This window comes from Planococcus sp. RAB007_Raresut (assembly GCF_057369535.1).
The window spans coordinates 361,945-385,216 of record NZ_JBXYIF010000003.1 but is presented as its reverse complement, the minus strand read 5'-3'; the positions used below and the strand labels follow the sequence as shown (position 1 = coordinate 385,216).

General features: G+C 46.0%; 20 protein-coding genes and 1 other annotated feature. Of the genes, 3 read left to right on the top strand and 17 right to left on the bottom strand.

Annotated features, from left to right (window positions below; translation table 11 throughout):
- Nucleotides 1-103: 103 nt before the first annotated feature.
- The 4 genes from argH to AC2Q9J_RS08470 form a co-directional block, all read right to left on the bottom strand.
- Nucleotides 104-1,480 (bottom strand): argininosuccinate lyase, encoded by a 1,377-nt coding sequence (gene argH / locus AC2Q9J_RS08485; RefSeq protein WP_499038950.1) that lies wholly within the window; start codon nucleotides 1,478-1,480, stop codon nucleotides 104-106.
- On the bottom strand, nucleotides 1,477-2,739 hold the full coding sequence (locus AC2Q9J_RS08480) for an argininosuccinate synthase (RefSeq protein ID WP_499038949.1): 1,263 nt from the start codon (nucleotides 2,737-2,739) through the stop codon (nucleotides 1,477-1,479). The genes argH and AC2Q9J_RS08480 overlap by 4 nt, the downstream gene beginning before the upstream one ends.
- Nucleotides 2,740-2,851: 112 nt before the next feature.
- Nucleotides 2,852-3,430 carry a DUF3221 domain-containing protein gene (locus tag AC2Q9J_RS08475; RefSeq protein WP_499038947.1) on the bottom strand — a complete coding sequence of 193 codons (579 nt, stop codon included), beginning with the start codon at nucleotides 3,428-3,430 and terminating at the stop codon, nucleotides 2,852-2,854.
- A 109-nt stretch (nucleotides 3,431-3,539) separates the two neighbouring features.
- Nucleotides 3,540-4,541, bottom strand: coding sequence for an MBL fold metallo-hydrolase (locus AC2Q9J_RS08470; protein WP_499039134.1), 1,002 nt, complete (start codon nucleotides 4,539-4,541; stop codon nucleotides 3,540-3,542).
- Nucleotides 4,542-4,617: 76 nt separating this feature from the next.
- Nucleotides 4,618-4,825: a binding site (T-box leader), on the top strand.
- 49 nt (nucleotides 4,826-4,874) lie between these two features.
- Here AC2Q9J_RS08470 and proC point away from each other — a divergent pair.
- Both proC and namA read left to right on the top strand, forming a co-directional pair.
- Nucleotides 4,875-5,678 carry a pyrroline-5-carboxylate reductase gene (gene proC / locus AC2Q9J_RS08465; protein WP_499038946.1) on the top strand — a complete coding sequence of 268 codons (804 nt, stop codon included), beginning with the start codon at nucleotides 4,875-4,877 and terminating at the stop codon, nucleotides 5,676-5,678.
- A 42-nt stretch (nucleotides 5,679-5,720) separates the two neighbouring features.
- Entirely contained in the window at nucleotides 5,721-6,737 is a 1,017-nt protein-coding gene (namA, locus tag AC2Q9J_RS08460; protein WP_499038944.1) for an NADPH dehydrogenase NamA, read from the top strand.
- Between the two features lie 520 nt (nucleotides 6,738-7,257).
- Here the strand turns inward: namA and rnz are convergent.
- The 5 genes from rnz to mce all read right to left on the bottom strand — a co-directional run bounded on the left by rnz (nucleotide 7,258) and on the right by mce (nucleotide 12,630).
- The gene (gene rnz, locus AC2Q9J_RS08455; RefSeq protein WP_499038942.1) at nucleotides 7,258-8,202 is read right to left on the bottom strand and encodes a ribonuclease Z; all 945 of its coding nucleotides are present in this window, start codon (nucleotides 8,200-8,202) and stop codon (nucleotides 7,258-7,260) included.
- 7 nt (nucleotides 8,203-8,209) lie between these two features.
- Nucleotides 8,210-9,445 (bottom strand): DNA polymerase IV, encoded by a 1,236-nt coding sequence (locus AC2Q9J_RS08450; RefSeq protein ID WP_499038941.1) that lies wholly within the window; start codon nucleotides 9,443-9,445, stop codon nucleotides 8,210-8,212.
- A gap of 87 nt (nucleotides 9,446-9,532) precedes the next feature.
- A complete protein-coding gene (locus tag AC2Q9J_RS08445) occupies nucleotides 9,533-10,651 on the bottom strand; it encodes a M20/M25/M40 family metallo-hydrolase (RefSeq protein WP_499038939.1) in 1,119 nt (372 codons plus the stop codon).
- An 18-nt stretch (nucleotides 10,652-10,669) separates the two neighbouring features.
- Nucleotides 10,670-12,211 carry an acyl-CoA carboxylase subunit beta gene (locus AC2Q9J_RS08440; RefSeq protein ID WP_499038937.1) on the bottom strand — a complete coding sequence of 514 codons (1,542 nt, stop codon included), beginning with the start codon at nucleotides 12,209-12,211 and terminating at the stop codon, nucleotides 10,670-10,672.
- A 20-nt stretch (nucleotides 12,212-12,231) separates the two neighbouring features.
- A complete protein-coding gene (gene mce, locus AC2Q9J_RS08435) occupies nucleotides 12,232-12,630 on the bottom strand; it encodes a methylmalonyl-CoA epimerase (protein ID WP_499038935.1) in 399 nt (132 codons plus the stop codon).
- Nucleotides 12,631-12,796: 166 nt separating this feature from the next.
- On the opposite strand from mce, the gene prli42 reads away from it, so the two are divergent.
- Nucleotides 12,797-12,892 (top strand): stressosome-associated protein Prli42, encoded by a 96-nt coding sequence (prli42, locus tag AC2Q9J_RS08430; RefSeq protein WP_158241215.1) that lies wholly within the window; start codon nucleotides 12,797-12,799, stop codon nucleotides 12,890-12,892.
- A 31-nt stretch (nucleotides 12,893-12,923) separates the two neighbouring features.
- Here prli42 and AC2Q9J_RS08425 read toward each other — a convergent pair whose 3' ends face one another.
- The 8 genes from AC2Q9J_RS08425 to AC2Q9J_RS08390 form a co-directional block, all read right to left on the bottom strand.
- The gene (locus AC2Q9J_RS08425; RefSeq protein ID WP_499038933.1) at nucleotides 12,924-13,934 is read right to left on the bottom strand and encodes an aromatic acid exporter family protein; all 1,011 of its coding nucleotides are present in this window, start codon (nucleotides 13,932-13,934) and stop codon (nucleotides 12,924-12,926) included.
- A gap of 34 nt (nucleotides 13,935-13,968) precedes the next feature.
- Complete coding sequence (locus AC2Q9J_RS08420) at nucleotides 13,969-14,409, bottom strand: BrxA/BrxB family bacilliredoxin (protein WP_499038931.1); 441 nt, start codon at nucleotides 14,407-14,409, stop codon at nucleotides 13,969-13,971.
- A gap of 64 nt (nucleotides 14,410-14,473) precedes the next feature.
- Nucleotides 14,474-15,541 carry a methylmalonyl Co-A mutase-associated GTPase MeaB gene (gene meaB, locus AC2Q9J_RS08415; protein ID WP_499038930.1) on the bottom strand — a complete coding sequence of 356 codons (1,068 nt, stop codon included), beginning with the start codon at nucleotides 15,539-15,541 and terminating at the stop codon, nucleotides 14,474-14,476.
- Nucleotides 15,541-17,688, bottom strand: coding sequence for a methylmalonyl-CoA mutase (scpA, locus tag AC2Q9J_RS08410; RefSeq protein WP_499038928.1), 2,148 nt, complete (start codon nucleotides 17,686-17,688; stop codon nucleotides 15,541-15,543). Before scpA ends, meaB begins: the two co-directional genes overlap by 1 nt.
- 1 nt (nucleotide 17,689) lies before the next feature.
- Complete coding sequence (locus AC2Q9J_RS08405; protein WP_499038926.1) at nucleotides 17,690-19,384, bottom strand: methylmalonyl-CoA mutase family protein; 1,695 nt, start codon at nucleotides 19,382-19,384, stop codon at nucleotides 17,690-17,692.
- Between the two features lie 219 nt (nucleotides 19,385-19,603).
- Nucleotides 19,604-20,941, bottom strand: a complete 1,338-nt coding sequence (locus AC2Q9J_RS08400; RefSeq protein WP_499038924.1) for a dihydrolipoamide acetyltransferase family protein — start codon at nucleotides 20,939-20,941, stop codon at nucleotides 19,604-19,606.
- A 332-nt stretch (nucleotides 20,942-21,273) separates the two neighbouring features.
- Nucleotides 21,274-22,257, bottom strand: coding sequence for an alpha-ketoacid dehydrogenase subunit beta (locus AC2Q9J_RS08395; RefSeq protein WP_499038923.1), 984 nt, complete (start codon nucleotides 22,255-22,257; stop codon nucleotides 21,274-21,276).
- Complete coding sequence (locus AC2Q9J_RS08390; protein WP_499038921.1) at nucleotides 22,257-23,261, bottom strand: thiamine pyrophosphate-dependent dehydrogenase E1 component subunit alpha; 1,005 nt, start codon at nucleotides 23,259-23,261, stop codon at nucleotides 22,257-22,259. Before AC2Q9J_RS08390 ends, AC2Q9J_RS08395 begins: the two co-directional genes overlap by 1 nt.
- Nucleotides 23,262-23,272: the final 11 nt, after the last annotated feature.

Below are 23,272 nucleotides of genomic sequence, written 5' to 3'. Positions count from 1 at the left end.
TATTTCGTAAAATGAAATAAATCAGCCTTCCGGTGGAGATCAAATAGAAAAAAGCCAATGCAAAATTTTTCTGCATTGGCTCCTTATGAGTTTCCTGTCTGTTTTATACCTTAACCAGCGTCTTTGCCAGTTCCAATTGGCGGCGCACCTGGCCAAACCCAGTTCCGCCCAACGAATCTCGGCGTTCAACAGCCGTGCGCGGTTTGAGCGTTTCATAAATGTCTTCACCGATCAACGGGCTCGCTGCTTTCATGTCTTCCAACGGCAGATCTTTCAAATAATATCCGCGCTGAATGCATGTAAACACCAATTTGCCCGTGACGTCATGCGCTTCCCTGAAAGGCATTCCTTTCGCAGCAAGATAATCGGCCAGTTCAGTGGCATTGGAAAAATCTGCTGATACTGCCTTTTCCATGGAATCCGTACGCACGGTCATGGTGCGGACCATTCCTTCAAATATCGGCAATGATCCCATAAGCGTATGAACTGTATCAAACATTCCTTCCTTATCTTCCTGCATATCTTTATTATAGGCCAGCGGCAGCCCTTTTAATGTAGTCAATAAACCGAATAGATTGCCGTAAACGCGTCCAGTCTTGCCGCGGATCAACTCAGCCATATCCGGATTTTTCTTCTGCGGCATAATGCTCGAACCTGTCGAGAACGCATCATCCAGCTCGATAAATCGGAATTCCTCACTTGACCAAAGAATTATTTCTTCCGCGAAACGGGACATGTGCATCATCATCATTGAAGCGTTCGACAGGAACTCGACGATGAAATCCCGATCACTGACCGCGTCGATGCTGTTTGCATAAACGTCCGCAAAACCCAGATGTTCCGCAGCCAGTTCCCGATCAATCGGAAAGGTCGTGCCCGACATTGCCCCCGCTCCAAGCGGCGACACATCAATTCGTTTCAAGGATTCCTTCAACCGCTCTTTGTCGCGCTGCAGCATCCAGAAATAAGTCATCAGATGATGGCCGAACGATATCGGCTGCGCACGCTGTAAATGTGTGTAGCCAGGGACTATCGTTTCAACATGGCTTTCCGCCTGCTCCAAAATGGCCTGCTGGAAATTATCGACTGCTCTGATTATTTCACCTACACGATTCTTCAGGTATAGATGCATATCGGTCGCTACTTGATCATTGCGGCTTCTTCCGGTATGGAGTTTGCCGCCGACTGGCCCGATTTCATCAATCAGGAATTTTTCAAGGTTCAAATGGATATCTTCATTGGCTGAACTGTATTCAAGTTCGCCGGCATCCGCTTTTTGTTTTAGCGTTTCAAGTCCGGAAAGGATCAATGACGTTTCATCATCCGTCAGAATTCCGCAGGTGCCAAGCATTTTGACATGCGCCTTGCTCCCTTCGATATCTTCCATCACCAGCTTTTGGTCAAATCCGATCGAAGCGCCGAACTCATCAACCCATTGTTCGGCCGATTTTTGAAAACGGCCGCCCCAGAGCTTGGTCATGATTTCACCTCTTCTTTTACCTGTTCCGTTACAGGCACTGGTTTTTTATTGACCATTGCATTGACGACTGTCGGAAGGCCCCATAATTCAATAAAGCCGACTGCTGACTGGTGATTGAATGTGTCGTCGGTAGAATATGTCGCCAATTGCTCGCTGTACAATGAATTCGGAGACTTGCGCCCTTCAACAATTGAATGCCCTTTGAATAATTTGACACGTACTGTGCCGTTGACGAATTCCTGTGTTTCTTTCAAGAATGCTTCAAGCGCTGTGCGCAGCGGCGAGAACCATAAGCCTTCATAAATTAGTTCCGTCATTTTCTTCTCGATGACCGGTTTGAAATGCGCCATTTCTTTTACAAGAGTGATATCTTCCAGCTCTTTATGCGCGGCAATCAATGTCATGGCTGCTGGTGCTTCATAAATTTCACGGGATTTGATGCCGACAAGACGGTTCTCCACATGGTCGATGCGTCCGACGCCATGCTTCCCTGCCAAATGATTTAATTCGAATATCAATTCCTTGAATGAATAGGCAATGCCGTCGAGTTTAACCGGTACACCTTTCACGAATTCAATTTCGACGATGTCCGGTGTATCCGGCGTGTCTTCCAATGCGTTCGTCAATTCATAGGCATCTGCCGGCGGTGTCGCCCAGGGATCTTCAAGGATGCCGCATTCATTGGCACGGCCCCATAGATTCATATCGATTGAAAACGGGCTGTCCAGATTCACCGGTATCGGCACATCATGCTGCTTTGCATAAGCGATTTCTTCATCACGCGACCAGCCCCATTGTCTGACAGGAGCCACAACTTCAAGCGCCGGGTTCAGGGACTTGATTGATACTTCGAAACGCACCTGGTCATTTCCTTTTCCTGTGCAGCCGTGTGCAACTGCTGTCGCGCCGCATTGTTCAGCGATTTCAACCAGCTTCTTCGATATCAATGGACGAGACAATGCCGATACAAGCGGATATTTCCCTTCATACAGCGTATGAGCCTGCATGGATATTAATGCATAATTATCCGCGAATTCATCTCTCGCATCCACCATATAACTTTCAACCGCTCCCACCTGAAGCGCTTTTTGTTTAATAAATTCAAGATCTTTGCCTTCTCCGATGTCCAGGCATACTGCCACTACATCGTAGCCTTCTGATTTAAGCCACGGAATGGCCACCGATGTATCAAGTCCGCCTGAATAGGCAAGAACAATTTTCTTATTCAATAGAAAAACCACCTTTGTATTTTTATACATTAATTAAAATTAATATACATACAATAACACGCATGAAAATTTCATGCAAGTGGTAACGTCTAAAAATGTACACAAAAAAAGTACGGTGGAATCCGGTTCCACCGTACTGCTTTTAGCTTGCGTCTTCTGTTTCCGCTTCTTCTTTGTTGCCTTCTGTATATTCATGTGTATCCAAGTCGATGCGGACTTCCTGCATTTTACCTGTATCCATATTGTTGAACAGGAACCCGATTTCGTTGTCCCTTACAATCGGCTGTCCAAGAATAAGGAGGCTGGCAACTTGCTCTTTATTGATGTAGGCCTGTAATGCCTCGGATTGTTTAACCGATTCAGCATCGTTCAAAATTGTGATGCTGGCAGCTTCAGCTTGTAACGGAAAGGCTTGTTCAAGCGGTCCGTTATAAACGATATCCACTTTCATGCCAGTACGGATGTCACTCAAAACAGCTTCAGTGCTCTCAGAACTATCTGCAGACTCTACTGTCACTTCTTCATCCACAGCGAAATAAATATTATTGACCAGTACTTTATCATTACGGATCTGGGTGATAAACCCGCTTTCCGTCATTTCAACTTGTTCCTGCTCTGCTGCCGCTTCTTCTTTTTCTTCAGTTTCAGCAGGTTTCGCTTCTTCTTCTGAACACGCTGACAAGAACAACATTCCCGCTAATAATAAACCCCATTTTTTCAAATTGATTCATTCCTTTTCCTGTTAATCGTGATGGCAAAAACTTAGTTACTGACGCGTTTATTTTACACCCTGAAACAAATAGTTGCAATAAAAACAATTAGCAGTAAATTTAGGTTTCTTTATAATGGAAGATTCCTTTCTCATCCATCCGTTCTGTAATCAGTCCATCTTCCAGCAGATAATCGATTTGACCGATTGTTTCTGACAGGGTCAGCCCCAACTCTTTCTCGTATGCCCGCGGAAATAATTCTACAGTCAAATCGTAAACCGTTTTTTCACTGTCACCGATCATACCCAAAACTTTCATCGCCCGCTCATGTTGTTTCGCGAGACGTTCAGAGATCAATTCATGGCTGTTTCGCACTTCTTCCCCGTGGCCGCTGTATATCACATCTACAGGCATTTTTAATAGACGTGCCAACGAAGCGTTATATTGCAGCAGCGATTTAGGTCTGCCCATCGAAGGATCAAGCGGCGGTTCGATCAAAGGGTTTGATGAAACTTTTGCGATTACATGGTCTCCGCCAATCATTTCACCACTTTCTTTATTCCAGAAAGATAGATGGCTCTGCGCGTGGCCTAATGTTTCCATGACTTCCCAGCCAGGATGGCCCGGCAAAACGTCGCCTTCGTTGATTGTCATATCAAGAGGCCGGCTGCCCATCAGGCTGAGCGGGCGCTTCATGCGTTTGATCCAGAAAAGCTGATCTTCCGGTACGCCCTCTTCTTTTAGTCGTTCAAGATAGAAAGCATCGTGAAAATCAAAAAATGCCTGATCTCTTCTAAGCCAAAGGTCATTATAAGGATGACCAAACAATTTCGCATTTTCAAATCCATCGATCCAGCCTGCATGGTCTGGGTGGTGATGTGTCAGAACCACTTGTTCCACATCTTCCGGACGGAAGCCTGCTTCATTCAAACCGAATTTAAGCGCTTCCCATGCTTCAGGCGTTTTAGGGCCCGCATCGACCAGAGTCAACGCATCTCCTTTCAATAGATAGGAATTTACGTCACCGACAGCAAACGGCGTCGGTATAATAATTTTATGTAGATGGTCATTTATATTCACAATAGATCTCCCCTTAAAAATGAATGAGTATTCACCTATCATACCGTTAATTGTGTTTTCCGTCACCCTGGATCGCTATTTGACATTCAAAATAGGTGTCCGTATAATTGATATACATATGTGAGCGATGATAAAGATCAGTAAAAAAGGTGATGGTGTAAAGAGAGTGCCGCTGAAGCTGAAATGCGCACCTCCCGCTCCCTTTTTGAACCTGCTTTTGAGCTGCCGTGGAAACACGGCCGTAGATCCGCGTTAAGGATATCGAGTGGTGTCTTAATTGACAAAGCTAGGTGGTACCGCGGAAACACAGCGTTTTCGTCCTTGATGAACAGGGATGATTGCGCTTTTTATTTTGAGAAAAGGAAGTGGAGCAAGATGAAAATTGTATGTGTAGGAGCCGGATCAATGGCTGAATCCATGATTCATGGGTGGATCAATAAACGGATAATGAAACCCGAGGAAATTTCGGTAATGAACCGATCAGATTATGAGCGGCTGGAATTTCTTCATGACGAATACGGCGTTAATATTGTTGATGAAGATAAAACAGAATTAAAAGATGCGAATTTTATTCTTTTGGCGATGAAGCCGAAAGATGTTGCAGCTGCGCTTGGCGGCATCAAGAAGAAATTGACAGGCAATACCGTGATTGTTTCTGTAGCTGCTGGGGTCTCCATTGACACGATCCAGCGACATGTCGGCAACTTCCCTGTGGCACGTGCTATGCCAAATACCTCTGCACAGGTCGGGAAGTCCGCCACCGGAGTCGCTTGGAGTAAATATGTGACGAAAGAACAGCAGCATGAACTTCGTAATTTGCTATCATCAATCGGCAGCGTCACCGTTGTTGAAGAAGAGCAATTGCACGCGCTGACTGGCGTAGCGGGAAGCGGACCTGCATATCTTTATTATTTTGCGGAAGCCATGCGTGAAGCTGGCGTCGCAAACGGACTGTCAGCAGCAGATTCAAAGAAATTGGTTCGACAGACTTTCCTGGGTGCTGCAGAGATGATGCAGCAGGAAGATTTTGCGGAATTGCGACGGAAAGTGACCAGCCCGAACGGCACGACGGCGGCAGGGCTTGACTCGCTGGCCGAAAACAATTTCAAGGACATCGTGGAACAATGTGTCAGCGCTGCGGCTGCCCGTTCCCGGGAGCTTGGAAAAGAATTCAAATAATTCTTCGGGTATACTAAGTTTATGTATGAAGGAGGATTATTCATGGCAAAACTTTTTGAACCATTGACTATAAAAAATGTGACTTTTAAAAACAGAATCGTAATGGCACCCATGTGCATGTATGAAAGCGACAAAGAGGATGGCCGCGTCACGGACTGGCATCGCATCCATTACCCGACACGCGCTATCGGCGGCTCCGGGCTCATTATTCTTGAAGCAACCGCAGTACAGCCGCAAGGCCGCATTTCTGCCCGCGACCTCGGTATATGGGATGACGAACATATTGACGGACTATCAGAACTAGTCCGCCTGATAAAAATTTCCGGCGCCAAGACTGGCATCCAATTGGCGCATGCCGGGAGAAAAGCGACAGTCGAAGGTGAAATTCAAGCCCCCTCTGCCCTTCCCTTTAATGAAAATTACAAAACTCCTGCCGAAATGACAAAACAGGAAATTGCAGAAACCGTTGAAGCTTTTAAACTGGGAGCCATCCGTTCAGATCAAGCCGGTTTCGATTGTATAGAACTGCACGCAGCCCACGGTTATCTGATTAACGAGTTTCTATCACCACTGACTAATAAGCGGAGGGATGAATATGGAGGCAGTGCGGAAAACCGGTACCGGATTCTCAGGGAAATTATCGATGCCGTCAATGAGGTATGGCACAAACCACTGTTTGTCCGAATTTCAGCCCACGATTATACAGACGGCGGCATGACCCCTGAACTGTATCTTGAAATGGCGAGCTGGATGAAACAGCAAGGTGTCGATCTGATCGATGTCAGTTCCGGCGCTCTAGTGCCGGCCCAAATTCCAGTCTATCCTGGGTATCAGGTGAAATTTGCTGAGACTATCAGGCAAGGGGCAGCTATTTCAACTGGGGCAGTCGGTTTGATCACCAGTCCGTTGCAAGCTGAAGAAATTCTTCAGAATGACCGGGCGGATATGGTATTCCTTGCCCGCGAACTGCTCCGCGATCCTTATTGGCCTTACCGCGCATCGAAGGAGCTTGGGGCTGAAATAGAAGCTCCTGTGCCTTATAAACGGGGATGGGTGTAAGTCAGTTGCAAAATAGAGTAGATTTAGTATAATTAATATAACGCAAAAAACCGAATGCTTTCGCATTCGGCCAGCTGTATGCCGCGATTTTAGAGCGGTTGGCTGGAATTCAAGGCATTAAATAACCGTCATTCCACGCCACATGGGACGGTTATTTTTTTTTATTTGTGACTAAAATCATTGAAATGATCAGGCTCAAGCCGCTGATCGTCAGCCCGATGCTCGTAAAGACCAATCCGAATGATTCGTAAACCGTCATATCACCACCCCCTTTCCTGGGGAATGGCCAAACCGCCCTCATACAGCTGTAAGGTTATTTTATCACAAAGCGAACGTTTGTTCTATTATTTAGCTGAAAATAATTCATATTATCCAAAATAATGAATTAATTTTTATTTGAACTGGTAATAATTCCTACAAATCTTTATTGTTTATTATGTATTTACATTTATTCTCGTGTTTTTCTCTTCCCTTAAAAAAAAAGAAGTCCTCTAATCATAGAAGACTTCAAACTTTTCGTTTATAGTTTTTTCAAACGCCGCTCATGGATCTTCCATTCAAATTCATCGAAATCATGTGCAATATAGGATTGTTCATGTACATTGCGCATTTCTTTCACCAGCTGCTTTTCGTCTTCCGGAAGGAATCGGGAGCTCATATGATTGACGATCAAGGTGGCAGCCCTTGCCTGTTTCGCTGTCTCTGCCGCTTCTTTGATCGTTGAGTGCCCATACTCACCAGCCAATTTTTCTGTGCTGGAGTCAAAAGTCCCTTCATGGACCAGCACATCCGCATTTTGACCGAGTTCGATTGCAGACTGGCAAAAACGGGTATCGCCAAGAATGGTAATGATAAAGCCTTGTTGCCCAGGTTCTGTGACATCCACACTTTTTATGATGGAACCGTCATCCAAAGTAACATCTTCCCCACTTTTCAGTTTTGCCAGCAACGGACCTTTAGGCACCCCCATTTCACGGGCACGGTCAATCACCAATTTCGGCGGCAGCGGTTTTTGTTCGATTCTGAATCCGTAGGAAGGTATCACATGATCAAGTTTTGCAGTTGTGACCTTCACTAATTCATCTTCGAAAATAACCCCTTCCAATTTTTCGATGAAAAGAATCGTGTAATTGAGATGCGTTCTGCTGATGCGGAGAACACTTTCCACAAACTCTTTTATCCCCGGGGGACCATATATTTCCACTGGTTCATCGCCGCCTTGGAACGAGCGGGACCCAAGAAGACCTGGCAATCCATAAATATGATCACCATGAAGATGCGTGATAAAAATCTTTTCTATCTTACGGGGTTTTAATGTGGTGTGAAGAATTTGATGCTGCGTCGCTTCCCCGCAATCGAACAGCCAGACAGCGCCTCTTTCCTCCAAGAGCTTCAGCGCCAATGCTGAAGTATTGCGTTGTTTCGACGGCATGCCTGCTCCAGTTCCCAAAAATAATAATTGCATACATAACCTACTTTCTATCGTGATCGTCAAGGAAATCTTTACTGAAACTGGTTTTTGAATCGTAGTTGGTTTTTTTCAGTTTGGTGCCTTTCGATAAAACGGATTTCCCGAATTTCTTTTCCAGCTTAGACATCAGATCAAGAATCGGTTCATCTTTTACATGTTCCTGAAAGTTGAACAACGATAACTGTTCGGTCATCTCACCTTTATCCACTACATTCGACACCGTAACGCCGACAAGGCGCAACGGCTCCCCGTTCCAATGTTTCGTAAACAGAACCCAGGCATTACGGTAAATATCATCCGCTTTCCAGACAGTATTTTTTAAAGTAACACTGCGTGTGCGGTTTTGCCATTCGGAACTGCGGGTCTGGATACTAACGGTCGGACCCGCCAATTCTTTCGCTTCAAGCCGTTTGGCCACTTTATCACTTAACTGCCGAAAGATCTTTTTCAAGTTTTCTTCATCTGTTTCGTCGATGGGCAAAGTCGTGGAAGTTCCGACACTTTTCGTGTCATATATCGAATCCGGATCCACTTCGCGGCTGTCGATGCCATTGGCGCGAGCCTGCAGCCTGATGCCGTTTTTCCCCATTTTTTCTTTGATCAGACCTGGATTTGCCGTGGCCAGATCCCCTATTGTCAAAATTCTGAGCCGCTTCAATTTTTCGGCCGTACTGTCCCCGATTCCATGCATTTCAATTACAGGCAGCGGCCAAAGCATTTTTTGAATATCTCTTTTGCGCAGAATCGTGACGCCCATCGGTTTTTTCATATCCGAGGCTGTTTTTGCCAAGAATTTATTTGGGGCGATGCCAATTGAGCAGGGCAGATCAAGTTCCGCTTTGATGCGCTGCTGCAGTTCTTCCGCCAACCCCGGCGCGCTGCGTTCATCAAGCAAATCCGTTACATCAAGATAAGCTTCATCTATCGAAACTGGTTCAACCTGAAGAGTATAGGAACGAAGGATATCAAACATCGCTTTTGAAGCAGTACGGTAACGTTCGAAATTAGGCGGCAATAGAATCAATTCCGGAAATTTGCGTTTGGCTTCATGCACCTGCATCGTCGTATAAATGCCGTGTGCCCTTGCCTCGTACGAACATGTGACGATGATGCCGCGCCTTTCCTTCGGATTTCCCGCTATGGCGAGGGCTTTTCCTTTTAATGTAGGATCATGCGACTGCTCGACAGAGGCATAGAAACTATTCATATCGATATGAAATATAACTCGGCCAGCCATTGCAATCGCTCCAATTGATTTTCTTTTATTTTAACAAAAAAAGAGAGAACATACATCCTGTTCTCTCTTCCTTCTATCTATATACAATTAAACCCTTGCAGTTTCCTTGATGATTTCGACCAGCAGTTCTGCCAGTTTTTCCAGTTCTTCAATCGGCATCCGTTCATTTTTAGTATGAATTTCTTCGTATCCGACACAAAGATTGACCGTCGGAATTCCGAAGCCATTGAAAATATTGGCGTCACTTCCGCCACCGCTTGTCAAAACCGGTGATGGGCGTCCAATTTTCTCAGCTGCCCGTTTCGCAATTTCTACTACTGGTTCATCTTCTTCAAAATGGAAACCCGGATACATCAATTTCACTTCAGTTTTAGCCGTGCAGCCGAAGCTTTCCGCTGTGTCTTCAAAGACACTTTCCATATGAGCAGTTTGTGCAGCGAGCTTATCTTCCCGGATCGAGCGTGCTTCCGACAGGATATTCACTTCTTCACAAACGATGTTAGTTGCTTTACCGCCTTCGAAACGGCCGATATTGGCTGTCGTTTCAGAATCGATGCGGCCCAGCTTCATTGAAGAGATAGCTTTAGCCGCGATATTGATGGCTGAAACGCCTTTTTCAGGCGCTACACCGGCATGTGCCGTTTTACCATAGATTGTAGTCCACAGTTTCGCCTGGTTCGGAGCTGAAGTCACGATGCCTCCGACTTTGCCGTCGCTGTCGACTGCGTAGCCGAATTTTGCGAACAGAAGAGAAGAGTCGAATTCCTTGGCACCCGCCAGACCGCTTTCTTCTCCCGCTGTGATGACCAGTTGGATATCGCCATGTTCAATTTGCTCTTCCTGGATGGAACGGATCATTTCAAATAATGCAGCAATCCCAGCTTTGTCATCTGCGCCAAGAATTGTGGTGCCGTCGGAATAAACATAGCCGTCACGAATTTGCGGTTTTACGCCATTGCCCGGCACTACTGTATCCATATGCACTGTGAAATAGATGGCAGGCACATTTGATGCCGCCCCCCGAAGAGTTGCGACCAAGTTATTTGCCCCGTGGCCATTGCGCTGTGAAGAGTCATCTTCTGCAATATGGAATCCCATTGCTTCCAGTTTCACTTTCAATACCTCAGCAATATGGCCTTCATTTTTCGTTTCGGAATCGATTTGAACCAATTCCAGAAATTCGTTCAATAATCTTTCTTTTTGCATTTGGTCCTCATCCTTTCCTTAAAGCGGCATATTGCCATGTTTCTTCGCCGGACGCGAATCTTTCTTATGGCGCATCATTTCCAAAGCCTGAATCAGCTTGATGCGCGTTTCACGCGGATCAATGACATCGTCCACCATACCGCGGGCAGCGGCTACATAGGGATTAGCAAACTTCACACGATATTCTTCGATTTTGGCAGCGCGCGTTGCTTCCGGATCATCACTTGCCGCGATTTCGCGGGCGAAGATGATATTTGCAGCTCCTTGTGGCCCCATAACCGCTATTTCAGCATTCGGCCATGAATAAACCAAATCGGCGCCAATTGATTTGGAGTTGAGCGCCACATAGGCTCCGCCGTACGCTTTGCGTAAAATAACAGTCATTTTTGGCACTGTCGCTTCTGAATAAGCATACAGAATTTTAGCGCCATGACGGATAATGCCGCCATGTTCCTGCTTAATGCCCGGGAAAAAACCGGTAACGTCTTCAAAAGTAATCAACGGTATATTGAATGAATCACAGAAACGGATAAACCGAGCCGCTTTATCTGAAGAATCGATATCCAACCCGCCGGCCATGACTTTCGGCTGGTTACAGACAAGCCCGACTGTTTCTCCTTTAATACGCGCTAGGCCTATAACGATATTGCGGGCAAATTCCGGCTGAACTTCCATGAAGCTGTCTTTATCAACCACTTGTTCCACTACTTTGCGCACGTCATATGGACGGATGGCTTCGTAAGGAACGACGTCAGCAAGATCCGGACGGTAATCGTCATCTTCACCTGTTTCAAGACGTGGCGGCAGTTCCTGATTATTTTGAGGCAAATAAGCAATCAAGCGGCGCACCATTTTCAATACTTCTTCTTCCGAATCGGACCGGAAATGGGCGTTGCCGCTGATGGCAGTATGTACACGTGATCCTCCAAGATCCTCAGATGAAATTTTTTCGCCGGTTACGGTTTCAATCACTTTTGGTCCCGTAATGAACATCTGGCTTGTTTTATCGACCATAAATACAAAATCGGTAATGGCAGGCGAATAAACCGCACCGCCGGCAGAAGGGCCTAAAATCACGGAAATTTGCGGAATGACTCCGGAATAGATGGAATTGCGATAGAATATCTGGCCGTAACCATCAAGTGACAGTACGCCTTCCTGAATACGCGCTCCGCCGGAATCATTCAAGCCGATAAACGGAGCGCCATTTTTTGCGGCCAGGTCCATGACATTAGCGATTTTCATCGCGTGCATTTCACCCAACGCTCCGCCAAAAACAGTGAAATCCTGTGAAAACAGATAGATTGGACGGCCATCAACTTTACCGTATCCTGTAACAACACCTTCCCCAGGACCTTCAGCCATATCGAAATCCACTGTACGGTGTTCAACAAATGGGTTCAATTCAACAAATGAATCTTCGTCCACCAGTAATTCAATCCGTTCACGAGCGGTCAATTTGCCTTTTTCATGTTGCTTATCGATCCTTGCTTCCCCGCCGCCAAGTTCAATTTTGCGTTTGCGGTCGTACAATTCATTTATTCTTTCATAGATATCCATACTAGACTAACACCCCTTATCTACTGTTTCTGACACAATTCATAAAGTACGCCGTTTGATGATTTCGGATGCATGAAAGCGACTAAAGCTCCGCCTGCTCCGTTTTTTGGCTGTTCATTCAATAAGCGGACGCCTTTTTCCTTCAACTCCTCCATGCGCTGTTCGATATTTTCGACACCAAAAGCTATATGATGGATGCCCTCGCCTTTTTTCTCAAGGAATTTATGGATCGCGCTGCTGTCATCCATCGGTTCAAGCAATTCCAGTTTGATATTGCCCGCATCGATAAATGCTACACGCACACGTTCAGATTCGACTTCCTCGATTTTTAACAGTGGACAGCCGAGCGTTTCCGTGTAATATGGAAGAACGTCATCCAGGTTTCGTACGGCAATGCCGATATGATCAACTTTCTTCATCTTTTATCCCACCTTCTTTTTGCTTCCTTCTTATTGTACCGATTCACAGGGAAAAACTCTAGTTGTTGAAGAATATTTGGCGCAAAGCACTTGCCTCTTCAAAAATACAGAGAATTATGTTATTCTACCTACAAGTTCAAATGCACATAAAGGAGATTATCTGCTAATGAGAAATCAAACATTCCGCAAAGTCATCGTCTACGCTATGGTTGCCTTAATGCTTCTGTCCAGCTTAATGATGGGATTAAGCTTTGTACTTTAATAAATCTTGAACACAAAAACGGCCGGGGAGATCACTCCTCGGCCGTTTTCTTGTTTGTAAATCCTCTATAGGATTGTTTTATTTCCAGATAGGAATCCAATTCTTCGATCACCTGGTATAAGGCGGCCATCGATTGGAATTCTTCGTGGCTTTTCGGCAGCGGCAGCTGGGAAAATTCTTTCTTTACCACTTCCAGTTTATCGAGATAATGATAAGCGGTATTGCCGGCATGCACATGGTCCGCAAGATCATTCAGAAAATCCGCGATCAATTGCGCATGTTTGACAAGCACAGGCAAAGTTGATATTTTCGGCAGAATTCGTTCGATGATTTCAAATTGGTCCTGGCGCATATCAAAATACCGGTAATATTTATTTTCAAGCCGTGTAACGTGATTTTCTACATCCTGATAAGCCAGAGCTTTAGCTTTCCTCAATAATTCTTCCGTCTGCATCAGCTCTTTGCCATCCCAGTCACTTTTGCCGTCTTTCAGATAGACTGCCATTTCATGCAAGATTTTCGCATATAGCACTTCTGTTTGGTAACGATAATCGTCGAGTTTCTTTTCAATGCTTGGCATGTACATATTGACTAATAGCGCTGTACCGAAACCGACTACCATGAGAAGAATTTCATTTAAAACCAAACTTCCAGTCAAGTTGCCTGCACTGTAGATATGAAAAATGATGACGGAACTTGATACGAAACCATCCGCAAAGCGAAGGCTTACAAGCACAGGTATGAACAGCAGAATCATCAAGCCGACTACGACGGGATGATAAGCGATTCCTTCCAGAAACACAAAGGCATAGACGATGGCGATCAGACTGGCTATAAATCTGGAAAGAGCGGCGCGGATGGAACGCTTCTTTGTTGGCTGAATGCAAAGGATTGTCAGAATTCCCGCGGAAACAAAAAATTCGAGCTGCAGCAATTGCGCCAATGAAATCGCGAGGATGACACCGACAGCAGTTTTCAACGTACGGTAGCCGATCGATAGTCTTTTAAGTTTCAGATTCTTCGCCTCCTCTTGTTCCGACATAAAAAAACGCCCCTTTTTGAGGGGCATTTTCTTTTTAGATTTCGTTGCAATGCTCTTCAAACAATGCCTGAATATGTGTAATGACTGACATTGGATCATGGCCTTCAATTTCGTGGCGTCCAATTTCATCCACCATTTTTCCGTCTTTGACGATAGCGAAAGATGGAGATGACGGCAAGTGATCGTCGCCGAAGATTGCGCGTGCCTGAGCAGTTGCTTCTTTGTCCTGGCCGGCAAACACTGTATAGAGGTTATCCGGACGTTTATCATAATGGACCGCGTGAAGCGCTGCAGGTCTTGCGATGCCGCCTGCGCATCCGCAAACCGAGTTGATCATGACAAGGCTTGTACCCTGTTGAGTCAATGCTTCGTTAACTTCTTCAGGCGTTGTCAATTCTTTATAGCCACCGTCGGTAAGTTCTTTGCGGGCTTGTGTTGCTATATCATTCATTAGGAAATTAAAATCCATACTCAAAGCTATCACTCCTTCTATTATCTGTAATAATCATAGCAGGTGTTGGCGTGTTCTGCAAAAAAGCTTACTCGAACAATTCATGGATTGCCTGAGCGACTGTCAGCTGCTCATCCAGAATTTTCTGTTCCAATTCTTTGACCATCCGCCGCTTGGCCGGGTCTTCGAAAAACCTGCCATACAATTCATCTGTAATCATCGAACGGAACCAATCCTTGGTCTGGGTTTGTCTGCGCTTATTGAAAATGCCGTTATCTTTGGCAGTTGACTCGAATTCCTTCGCCATTTCCCAGACATCCTGGATTCCGTTATTTTCAATAGAAGAAACAGCGAGAGCGCGTGTTTTCCAGTTTTCGGTCGCCGGCTGCAGGAAGTGTAGCATCCCTTTATATTCACGCACCGTTTTTTCCGCCAAAAGCAGATTCCCGCTGTCAGCTTTATGGACCAAAATGGCATCCGCCAACTCCAGTATCCCTTTTTTCATTCCCTGCAGTTCATCACCTGCTCCAGTCAGAACAAGAAGCAGGAACAGATCAACCATTCCACGCACCAAGGTTTCACTCTGACCGACACCTACTGTTTCCACTAGAATGACGTCATAGCCGGCGGCTTCACAAACCAGCATCGTCTCTCGGGTTTTTTTATGGACGCCGCCAAGCGTTCCGGCTGTCGGTGATGGACGAATAAAGGCTTTCGGGTTTTTGGCCAGCTGCTCCATCCTGGTTTTGTCACCCAGGATGCTGCCGCCAGTAACGGATGAACTCGGGTCGATGGCCAGCACCGCTACTCGGAAACCCAGGTTAGTGAGCATTTCACCGAAGGTTTCGATGAATGTGCTTTTACCAGCACCTGGCACTCCTGTTATACCGATGCGAAGGCTGTTGCCGGTGAAAGGCAAAAGACTGTTCAACAGGGCCTGTCCATCTTTTTTATCGGATGGATTCGAACTTTCAAGCAAAGTGATGGCTTTACCGAGATGCAAACGGGAACCGCTTTTGACGCCTTCAGCTATTTCTTCAATGTTTAAATTCTTCTTTTCAGGTTTTTTGAATTTTTTCCGCGGCGCCGGCGCCATGCCGTCATGCGCAGCATTCACACCGTCCATGACACGTCTAGAGCCGTTGTCGCGCTCCATCAGTCCGCCACTTCCTCATATCCGAGACGTACATAGATTTCCTCAATAACTTTTTGGGCAGCGACAGGAATCACCGTACCTGGTCCGAAGATGGCGCTTGCACCGTTGTTGCGCAGGAATTCATAATCCTGTGCAGGTATTACGCCGCCTACTACAATCAGAATATCTTCACGCCCCAATTTTTTCAGTTCGGCTGCAAGATCGGGCACTAATGTGCGATGTCCCGCTGCAAGAGAACTTACACCGATTACATGGACATCATTTTCAGCCGCTTGCTGGGCAGTTTCCGCAGGAGTCTGGAAAAGCGGTCCGATATCCACATCAAAGCCCAGGTCAGCGAAAGCGGTGGCAATAATCTTCGCGCCACGGTCATGGCCGTCCTGCCCCATTTTAGCGACCAGGATACGCGGTCTGCGGCCTTCATTTTCAATAAAGTCTTCCGTCATTTCCTTAACGACTTCGATTTCCTGCTGATTGGAGAAGTTTGAACTGTATACACCGCTCACTGAACGGATCACCGCCTTATGTCTGCCGGATGCGAGTTCGATTGCATCTGAAATTTCACCGAGTGTAGCTCTTTCACGGGCAGCATTTACAGCACATTCAAGTATATTTTCATTTCCTTCTTTAGCTGCAGCTGTAAGTTCGTCGAGTGCATGCTTCACTTTATCACTGTCTCGTTTCGCTTTCGCCATCTCGATGCGTTCAATCTGTTTCTTGCGCACCATCGTATTATCGATATTCAGAATATCAATCGGATCTTCTTGGTCAAGACGATAGCGGTTGACGCCGATAATGGATTCTTCGCCCGAATCGATCTGCGCCTGCTTTTTCGCTGCCGCTTCTTCAATCCGCATTTTCGGCAACCCTGTTTCGATCGCTTTTGCCATACCGCCGAGCTCTTCAACTTCTTCGATCAATTCCCATGCTTTGTCGGTCAATTGTTTTGTCAGGCTCTCGACATAGAAAGAACCGCCCCATGGATCGATGACATTGGTCATTCCCGTTTCTTCCTGTAAGAACAGCTGTGTATTGCGGGCAATACGGGCAGAAAAATCTGTCGGCAATGCTATTGCTTCATCCAGTGCGTTTGTATGGAGTGATTGCGTATGCCCCATAGCGGCAGCATTCGCTTCAAGCAATGTGCGTGTGACATTATTGAAAGGATCCTGTTCAGTCAGACTCCAGCCTGAAGTTTGGGAATGCGTGCGCAGCGCCAAAGATTTCGGATTTTGCGGATCGAACGATTTCATCATTTTAGCCCAGATTTCGCGGGCAGCGCGCATTTTAGCCACTTCCATGAAATAATTCATGCCGATTCCCCAGAAGAACGACAATCGGGGAGCAAATGAATCGATTCCGATGCCCGCTTTCAAGCCGGTCCGTACATATTCAAGTCCATCAGCAAGTGTATAGGCAAGTTCAATATCAGCCGTAGCTCCCGCTTCCTGGATGTGGTAGCCCGAGATGGATATCGAATTGAATTTCGGCATGCTTTTTGATGTGTATTCGAAAATATCCGCAATGATTTTCATCGACATGGCTGGCGGATAGATATACGTATTGCGCACCATATACTCTTTCAAAATATCATTTTGAATCGTTCCAGCCAATTGGTCTGGCGTCACTCCCTGTTCTTCAGCCGCTACGATGAAAAATGCCATGATTGGAAGAACTGCACCGTTCATTGTCATAGAGACGGACATTTTATCAAGCGGAATGCCATCGAACAGTATCTTCATATCTTCAACACTGTCTATTGCCACGCCGGCTTTACCGACATCCCCGACTACACGGGGATGATCTGAATCATAGCCGCGGTGGGTAGCTAAGTCGAATGCGACAGACAACCCTTTTTGGCCCATCGCCAGATTGCGGCGGTAAAAAGCGTTGCTTTCTTCAGCTGTTGAAAATCCAGCATACTGGCGGACTGTCCAAGGTCTTGAAGCATACATGGTTGGATACGGCCCTCGGATATAAGGTGCGTATCCCGGCAAAGAATCTTCAATTCCGGACGTATCCTCTGAAGAATACGCCGGTTTAATGGCTATCCCTTCATTTGTCAGGAAATCTTCACCGGCTATGGTTTCAGCAGTATTATGTGTGAATTTTTTCATATTGACTTTGGAAAAATCGGGTTTGGTCATATTAAAGCGCCTTCTTTCCTAAGTTCAGAATCTGTTCCAGCTTTTCAACGATATTTTGTCCTGAATAGACTGCATCCGACAAAGAAGCTGATTTCCAGGAGTCCATCTGTTCCGCTGGATATTTACCGGCTACATCAAGTACCGCAGTGCTGCTGACTGCAGGAATAATTGTCTCCAATTTTTCCTGAACTCCACAAAGCACTGCATAATCAAATTGATGTTCAGCCAAATAGCTGTTAAGTGCCTCGGCATCATTAATTTCTGGACTAATCTCGGGTTCGATGCCGCCGACAGCCAAAACGCCTTCAACGAAATCAGATTTAGCCTTGACGTCTTTTAACGGACCTAAATGTATAATTGCCGTTTTCAGCTCTATTTCCCGGCTTCTTGCACGAATCTTTTCAAACGGTGTCGCTAAGCGTTTGGCAGTAATATACTCCAAATGGCTAGTATCAATAGAATGATCTTTTACGGCTTCCTGCGGATTTGCATATATATTAGTGCCGATCAAAGAGAGTTTGCGTTCGGCTGCGAGCTTTTTCCGTTCGAGCCATTTCCCTTGAATATCGTCAGCCAGCCAACCTGATTTGATCACTTCAGAATAGCCGCCGGCTTCTTCGATTTCAAGAAAATAATTCCACGATGCTTCTATATATTCATTTGTCAGATGCTCGATAAAATAGGACCCAGCCGAAGCATCAAGTACACGTGAAGCATGGCTTTCTTCTTTAATGACCAATTGCACATTGCGGGCAATTCTTCGGCTTGATGGCTGCGACACCGTCAGAAAATCATGCGGGTGCACCGTATGGGCATCCGTACCGCCCAGCACTGCAGCAAAACTGGAATTGCCGGCACGCAGCAAATTGACGTAAGGATCAAGTTTTGAATAGGAACGGACAGAGGTTTCGGTATAAATAGGCATACTACCTGCCTCTTCCCCGTACGCCTCACTAAATGCTTTCCAAAGTCCACGGAACGCGCGAAGTTTAGCGATTTCCTGGAAGAATTGAGTATCCACTGCAAATCGGATCCACGTCTTTGCGGACGCTTCCTTATAATTGCCGTCTTTAATTGTTTCAGCCAGTATACTCAGAGCAACGCCCAATTCATGGATGATTGTTCCGCCAGCATGGTGTACCGGAATGGTATCAACCAGACGCGTTCTGACATTTCCCGGGGCTGCAGTTTCTTCTTCCGAAAAGATCACACCTCTTAATTGGCTGTGCTGTGTTTCTCCAATAAAATCAAAGACCCGCAAAATATCCGTGTCTTCACTTGTCAATTTAAAATAGAAAGGGTGTTTGATCAGGAGTTCCGCCAATTGTTTAAGTTCCTGGTCGGTCCAATTGAATTCCTGTGAACTGGTGTAAACCACCATATCGTTGCCTTTCAGAAGATCTTCCTTTGTTTTCAACAGGAAATCTTCCGGAGAGTCCGATAGAACTTCTTGGGCAATCAACCAGCCAGCTTCTTTTTTACCGCTTTTTACGGCTTCCTGCTGAAAAGCAGGAAGTTCTCCCAATGCTTCCAGCATTTCTTTCGTATATAAGGGTTCTAATTCAACGCCTTCAATTGTCTGGGTTTTTAGTGTTGGATCGACCGGCTTGCCGCCAATAGCTTTTTCAGCAGCTTGCAGCCAATCTTCGTATGTACGTTTCGGAAATTCTGTTTGTTTCATCGAATCGATCGTCAAAATATTCCCTCCCTCATCTATCTCTTCTCCATTTTACCTGAGAACGCCAGTCTATTAAAGCCAAAAAAGCTTGAAGTCCGGAGACTTCAAGCTTTTTCTGATTGTCCAGACTCCAGCGGCCCAACTCTTCGGGTCATAAGTCAACTCAGCTGCGCGGTCAGGACCGCTACGCTGATTCGTCTTATGCCTTTCAGAGCTGAACGGGCGCTTTCGCTTTTCTTAATAAACAGAAGTATTTTCTTTTGACATGTTCTCAAGGATTTCTTTGACACGTCCAAGGAATTGGCCGCATACAAGTCCGTCAAGAACACGGTGGTCAAGAGAAAGACAAAGGTTAACCATGTCGCGGGCAGCGATCATGCCGTTATCCATGATCATCGGACGCTTAACAATCGATTCCACCTGGACTATCGCTGCCTGTGGATGGTTGATAATCCCCATCGACTGGACAGAACCGAACGATCCTGTGTTATTGACTGTAAATGTGCCGCCCTGCATTTCAGCTGAACCGAGTTTTCCGGAACGTGCTTTCAAAGCCAGCTCGTTGATTTCCTTGCCGATGCCTTTAACAGATTTTTCATCCGCGTCTTTGATGACCGGGACGAACAATGCGTTATCGGATGCAACAGCAATTGAAATATTGATATCTTTCTTCTGGATGATCTTATCTCCAGCCCACATTGAATTCATCATCGGGAATTCTTTCAGTGCCTGGGAGATCGCTTTTACGAAGAAAGCGAAATAAGTGATATTGAATCCTTCTTTTTTCTTGAAATCACCTTTGATCGAGTCGCGGTATTGAACCAGGTTCGTAACATCGACTTCTATCATCATCCATGCATGCGGAGCTTCGTGCTTGCTCTTAAGCATGTTTGCAGCGATTGCACGGCGAACGCCGGTAACCGGAATTTCAACATCTCCAGGAGCACTTTGGATCGGTGCTGATGGAGCTTTCTGTGCAGGTGCAGAAGCTGCAGGCTGCTCTTGAGTTGTTTCTTCAGCTTGTTGTGAAGAAGGCGCTGGCGCATCACCAGCTTTTGGAATATTGCCGCTTTCGATCAAAGCCATAATATCTTTGCGCGTAATACGCCCTTCATTGCCTGAACCTTCAACCTGAGTCAAATCGATGTCATTTTCTTGAGCCAAGCGCATGACTGCAGGTGAATAACGTGCTTTTGAACCACTTGCTTTAATAGGTTGTGAAGAACCTTTTTCGCCTTTCAGGCCTTCTGTCGGTTTTGCACCGGCAGCTGGCATCTCATTGGCTTTTTCATCTGCAGCCGGTTTCGCTTCTTCCACCGGTGCAGAATCTCCGCCTTCAGTTTCGATTGTGCAGACAATTTCACCGACAGACAAGGTATCGCCTTCAGAAGCAACCAATTCCTTGATCGTTCCTGTAAATGAAGAAGGCACTTCCGCAGTTACTTTATCAGTATTCACTTCAGCAAGTGCATCATACTTGTTGACGTGGTCGCCAGGAGCAACGAGCCATTTTTCAATCGTTCCTTCAGTGACACTTTCGCCAAGTTGAGGCATCTTAATATTTTCAATAGCCAAAGGGATTCCTCCTTTTTCTTCTAACTATGTTGAATTAATGATTCTATACAGTCGATATTCCGCAAAACAGCTCCGCTTTCCAAAAACCGTGCTCCTGCATCGCTGCGCTAGCTTCGTCGCAAAGCGCTGGCCGAAATACTTTGGCCGCACTTGGCTGCTTGCTCTGAGCTAACTCGTGCTCGTTACACTTCGCCCGAGTGGATCTCAGCACTTCGCTTGGTCGCCTGGGAGTCTTCGCTGTTTTGCTCCATATCTTTAGAGATCGTTCTCAGCGCCGCCGCAGCATAATTATACTGGTTCTTTACTTCAATCTATATATTAAAAAATTTTTCTTAGTATTCAGCCAGATCACGCATCGCTTTTTCTACTTTATCCGGGTTGATCATGAAGAATTTCTCCATGGTCGGCGCGTATGGCATTGCCGGAACATCAGGTCCCGCAAGGCGCATGATCGGAGCATCCAGGTCGAACAGGCAGTTTTCAGCAATGATTGCCGCAACTTCACCGATGATGCTTCCTTCTTTATTGTCTTCAGTTACAAGAAGCACTTTCCCTGTTTTCTTAGCAGCTTCAATGATAGCTTCTTTATCCAATGGATAAATTGTGCGAAGGTCAAGGATGTGTGCAGAATAGCCATCTTCTGCAAGACGTTCAGCAGCCTGCAATGCGAAGTGGACAGCTAAACCGTAAGTGATGACTGTGATATCTTCGCCTTCACGTTTTACGTCCGCTTTCCCGATTTCGATTGTGTAGTCGTCTTCAGGCACTTCGCCTTTAATGAGACGATAAGCACGTTTATGCTCAAAGAACATAACCGGATCTTCATCGCGGATAGCCGCTTTTAAAAGTCCTTTTGCATCGTAAGGTGTTGATGGGATGACAATTTTCAAGCCAGGCTGGTTAGCGAATACCGCTTCCACAGATTGTGAATGGTAAAGCGCGCCGTGAACGCCGCCGCCGAATGGAGCGCGGAACACGATCGGGCATGACCAGTCGTTGTTGGAACGGTAACGAATGCGTGAAGCTTCAGAAATAATCTGGTTTACCGCAGGCATGATGAAATCGGCAAATTGCATTTCAGCAATCGGACGGAGGCCATACATGGCTGCACCGATTCCAACACCGGCAATGGCGGATTCAGCAAGTGGCGTATCAAGGACACGGTCTTCGCCGAATTGATCGTATAGGCCGGCCGTCGCTTTGAAAACGCCGCCTTTTTTACCGACATCTTCTCCGAGAACGAAAACGTTATCGTCACGTTCCATCTCTTCTTTCATGGCGAGCGTTATGGCGTCAATATAATTCATTACTGCCATTATTCGTTCCCTCCTTTTTCTGCATAGACATATTTCAATGCATCTTCAGGTGCCGCATACGGTGCATTTTCAGCATAGTCAGTTGCTTCGTTTACAACTACCATAATGCGCTCGTTGATTTCTTTTTCAAGCTCGTCATTCAGGATGTTATTTTCCTTCAGGTATGCACCGAATAAAAGAATTGGATCCTTCTCTTTTTGTGCTGCCAGTTCATCCGCAGAACGGTATTGTCTGTGATCATCATCCGATGAGTGCGCAGTCATACGTTCTGAAACAGTTTCGATCAGACTTGGCCCCTCGCCGCGGCGAGCGCGGTCAGCTGCTTCTTTAACGTGTTTGTACACTTCAATCGGGTCATTGCCATCGATGGTAACACCTGGCATACCATAGCCGATTGCGCGGTCTGAAACATTTTTACTGGCTATTTGGCGTTCGAAAGGAACGGAAATCGCGTATTTGTTGTTTTCCACCATAATGATGACCGGCAATTTGTGGACACCGGCAAAGTTCATGCCCTCATGGAAATCTCCTTGGTTGGATGAACCTTCACCAAGTGTAGTGAAAGTGATGAAATCCTGTTTTTTCATTTTCCCGGCTAATGCAACTCCTACAGCATGAGGAAGCTGAGTCGTAACTGGCGAAGAGCCTGTCAGGATACGGTTTTTCTTCTGGCCAAAATGTCCAGGCATTTGGCGGCCGCCGGAGTTCGGGTCTTCTGCTTTAGCAAATGCGGAAAGCATCAAATCTTTTGGCGTCATGCCGAAATGCAGGACAACCCCCATATCCCGGTAGTAAGGAGCGATATAATCTTTTTCGTTATCGAGTGCGAAAGCTGCGCCCACTTGTGCAGCTTCCTGCCCCTGGCACGAAATTACGAACGGAATTTTACCAGCGCGGTTCAAAAGCCACATACGCTCATCGACACGGCGAGCCATTAACATCGTTTCATACATTTTCAGTACATCGTCATTCGACAAACCAATTTCTTCGTGTTTAGCTGACATTCAATTTTCCT

What these genes read in the sequence shown, in the direction of transcription:
- AC2Q9J_RS08390 (WP_499038921.1), bottom strand. Translation starts at nt 23,261, where the DNA reads ATGTCAGCTAAACACGAAGAAATTGGTTTGTCGAATGACGATGTACTG.
- scpA (WP_499038928.1), bottom strand. Translation starts at nt 17,688, where the DNA reads ATGACCAAACCCGATTTTTCCAAAGTCAATATGAAAAAATTCACACAT.
- rnz (WP_499038942.1), bottom strand. Translation starts at nt 8,202, where the DNA reads ATGCAATTATTATTTTTGGGAACTGGAGCAGGCATGCCGTCGAAACAA.
- meaB (WP_499038930.1), bottom strand. Translation starts at nt 15,541, where the DNA reads ATGGAGCGCGACAACGGCTCTAGACGTGTCATGGACGGTGTGAATGCT.
- AC2Q9J_RS08445 (WP_499038939.1), bottom strand. Translation starts at nt 10,651, where the DNA reads ATGCAAAAAGAAAGATTATTGAACGAATTTCTGGAATTGGTTCAAATC.
- AC2Q9J_RS08480 (WP_499038949.1), bottom strand. Translation starts at nt 2,739, where the DNA reads ATGTATAAAAATACAAAGGTGGTTTTTCTATTGAATAAGAAAATTGTT.
- AC2Q9J_RS08450 (WP_499038941.1), bottom strand. Translation starts at nt 9,445, where the DNA reads ATGGCTGGCCGAGTTATATTTCATATCGATATGAATAGTTTCTATGCC.
- mce (WP_499038935.1), bottom strand. Translation starts at nt 12,630, where the DNA reads ATGAAGAAAGTTGATCATATCGGCATTGCCGTACGAAACCTGGATGAC.
- AC2Q9J_RS08440 (WP_499038937.1), bottom strand. Translation starts at nt 12,211, where the DNA reads ATGGATATCTATGAAAGAATAAATGAATTGTACGACCGCAAACGCAAA.
- AC2Q9J_RS08425 (WP_499038933.1), bottom strand. Translation starts at nt 13,934, where the DNA reads ATGTCGGAACAAGAGGAGGCGAAGAATCTGAAACTTAAAAGACTATCG.
- prli42 (WP_158241215.1), top strand. Translation starts at nt 12,797, where the DNA reads ATGAGAAATCAAACATTCCGCAAAGTCATCGTCTACGCTATGGTTGCC.
- AC2Q9J_RS08470 (WP_499039134.1), bottom strand. Translation starts at nt 4,541, where the DNA reads ATGATAGGTGAATACTCATTCATTTTTAAGGGGAGATCTATTGTGAAT.
- namA (WP_499038944.1), top strand. Translation starts at nt 5,721, where the DNA reads ATGGCAAAACTTTTTGAACCATTGACTATAAAAAATGTGACTTTTAAA.
- proC (WP_499038946.1), top strand. Translation starts at nt 4,875, where the DNA reads ATGAAAATTGTATGTGTAGGAGCCGGATCAATGGCTGAATCCATGATT.
- AC2Q9J_RS08395 (WP_499038923.1), bottom strand. Translation starts at nt 22,257, where the DNA reads ATGGCAGTAATGAATTATATTGACGCCATAACGCTCGCCATGAAAGAA.
- argH (WP_499038950.1), bottom strand. Translation starts at nt 1,480, where the DNA reads ATGACCAAGCTCTGGGGCGGCCGTTTTCAAAAATCGGCCGAACAATGG.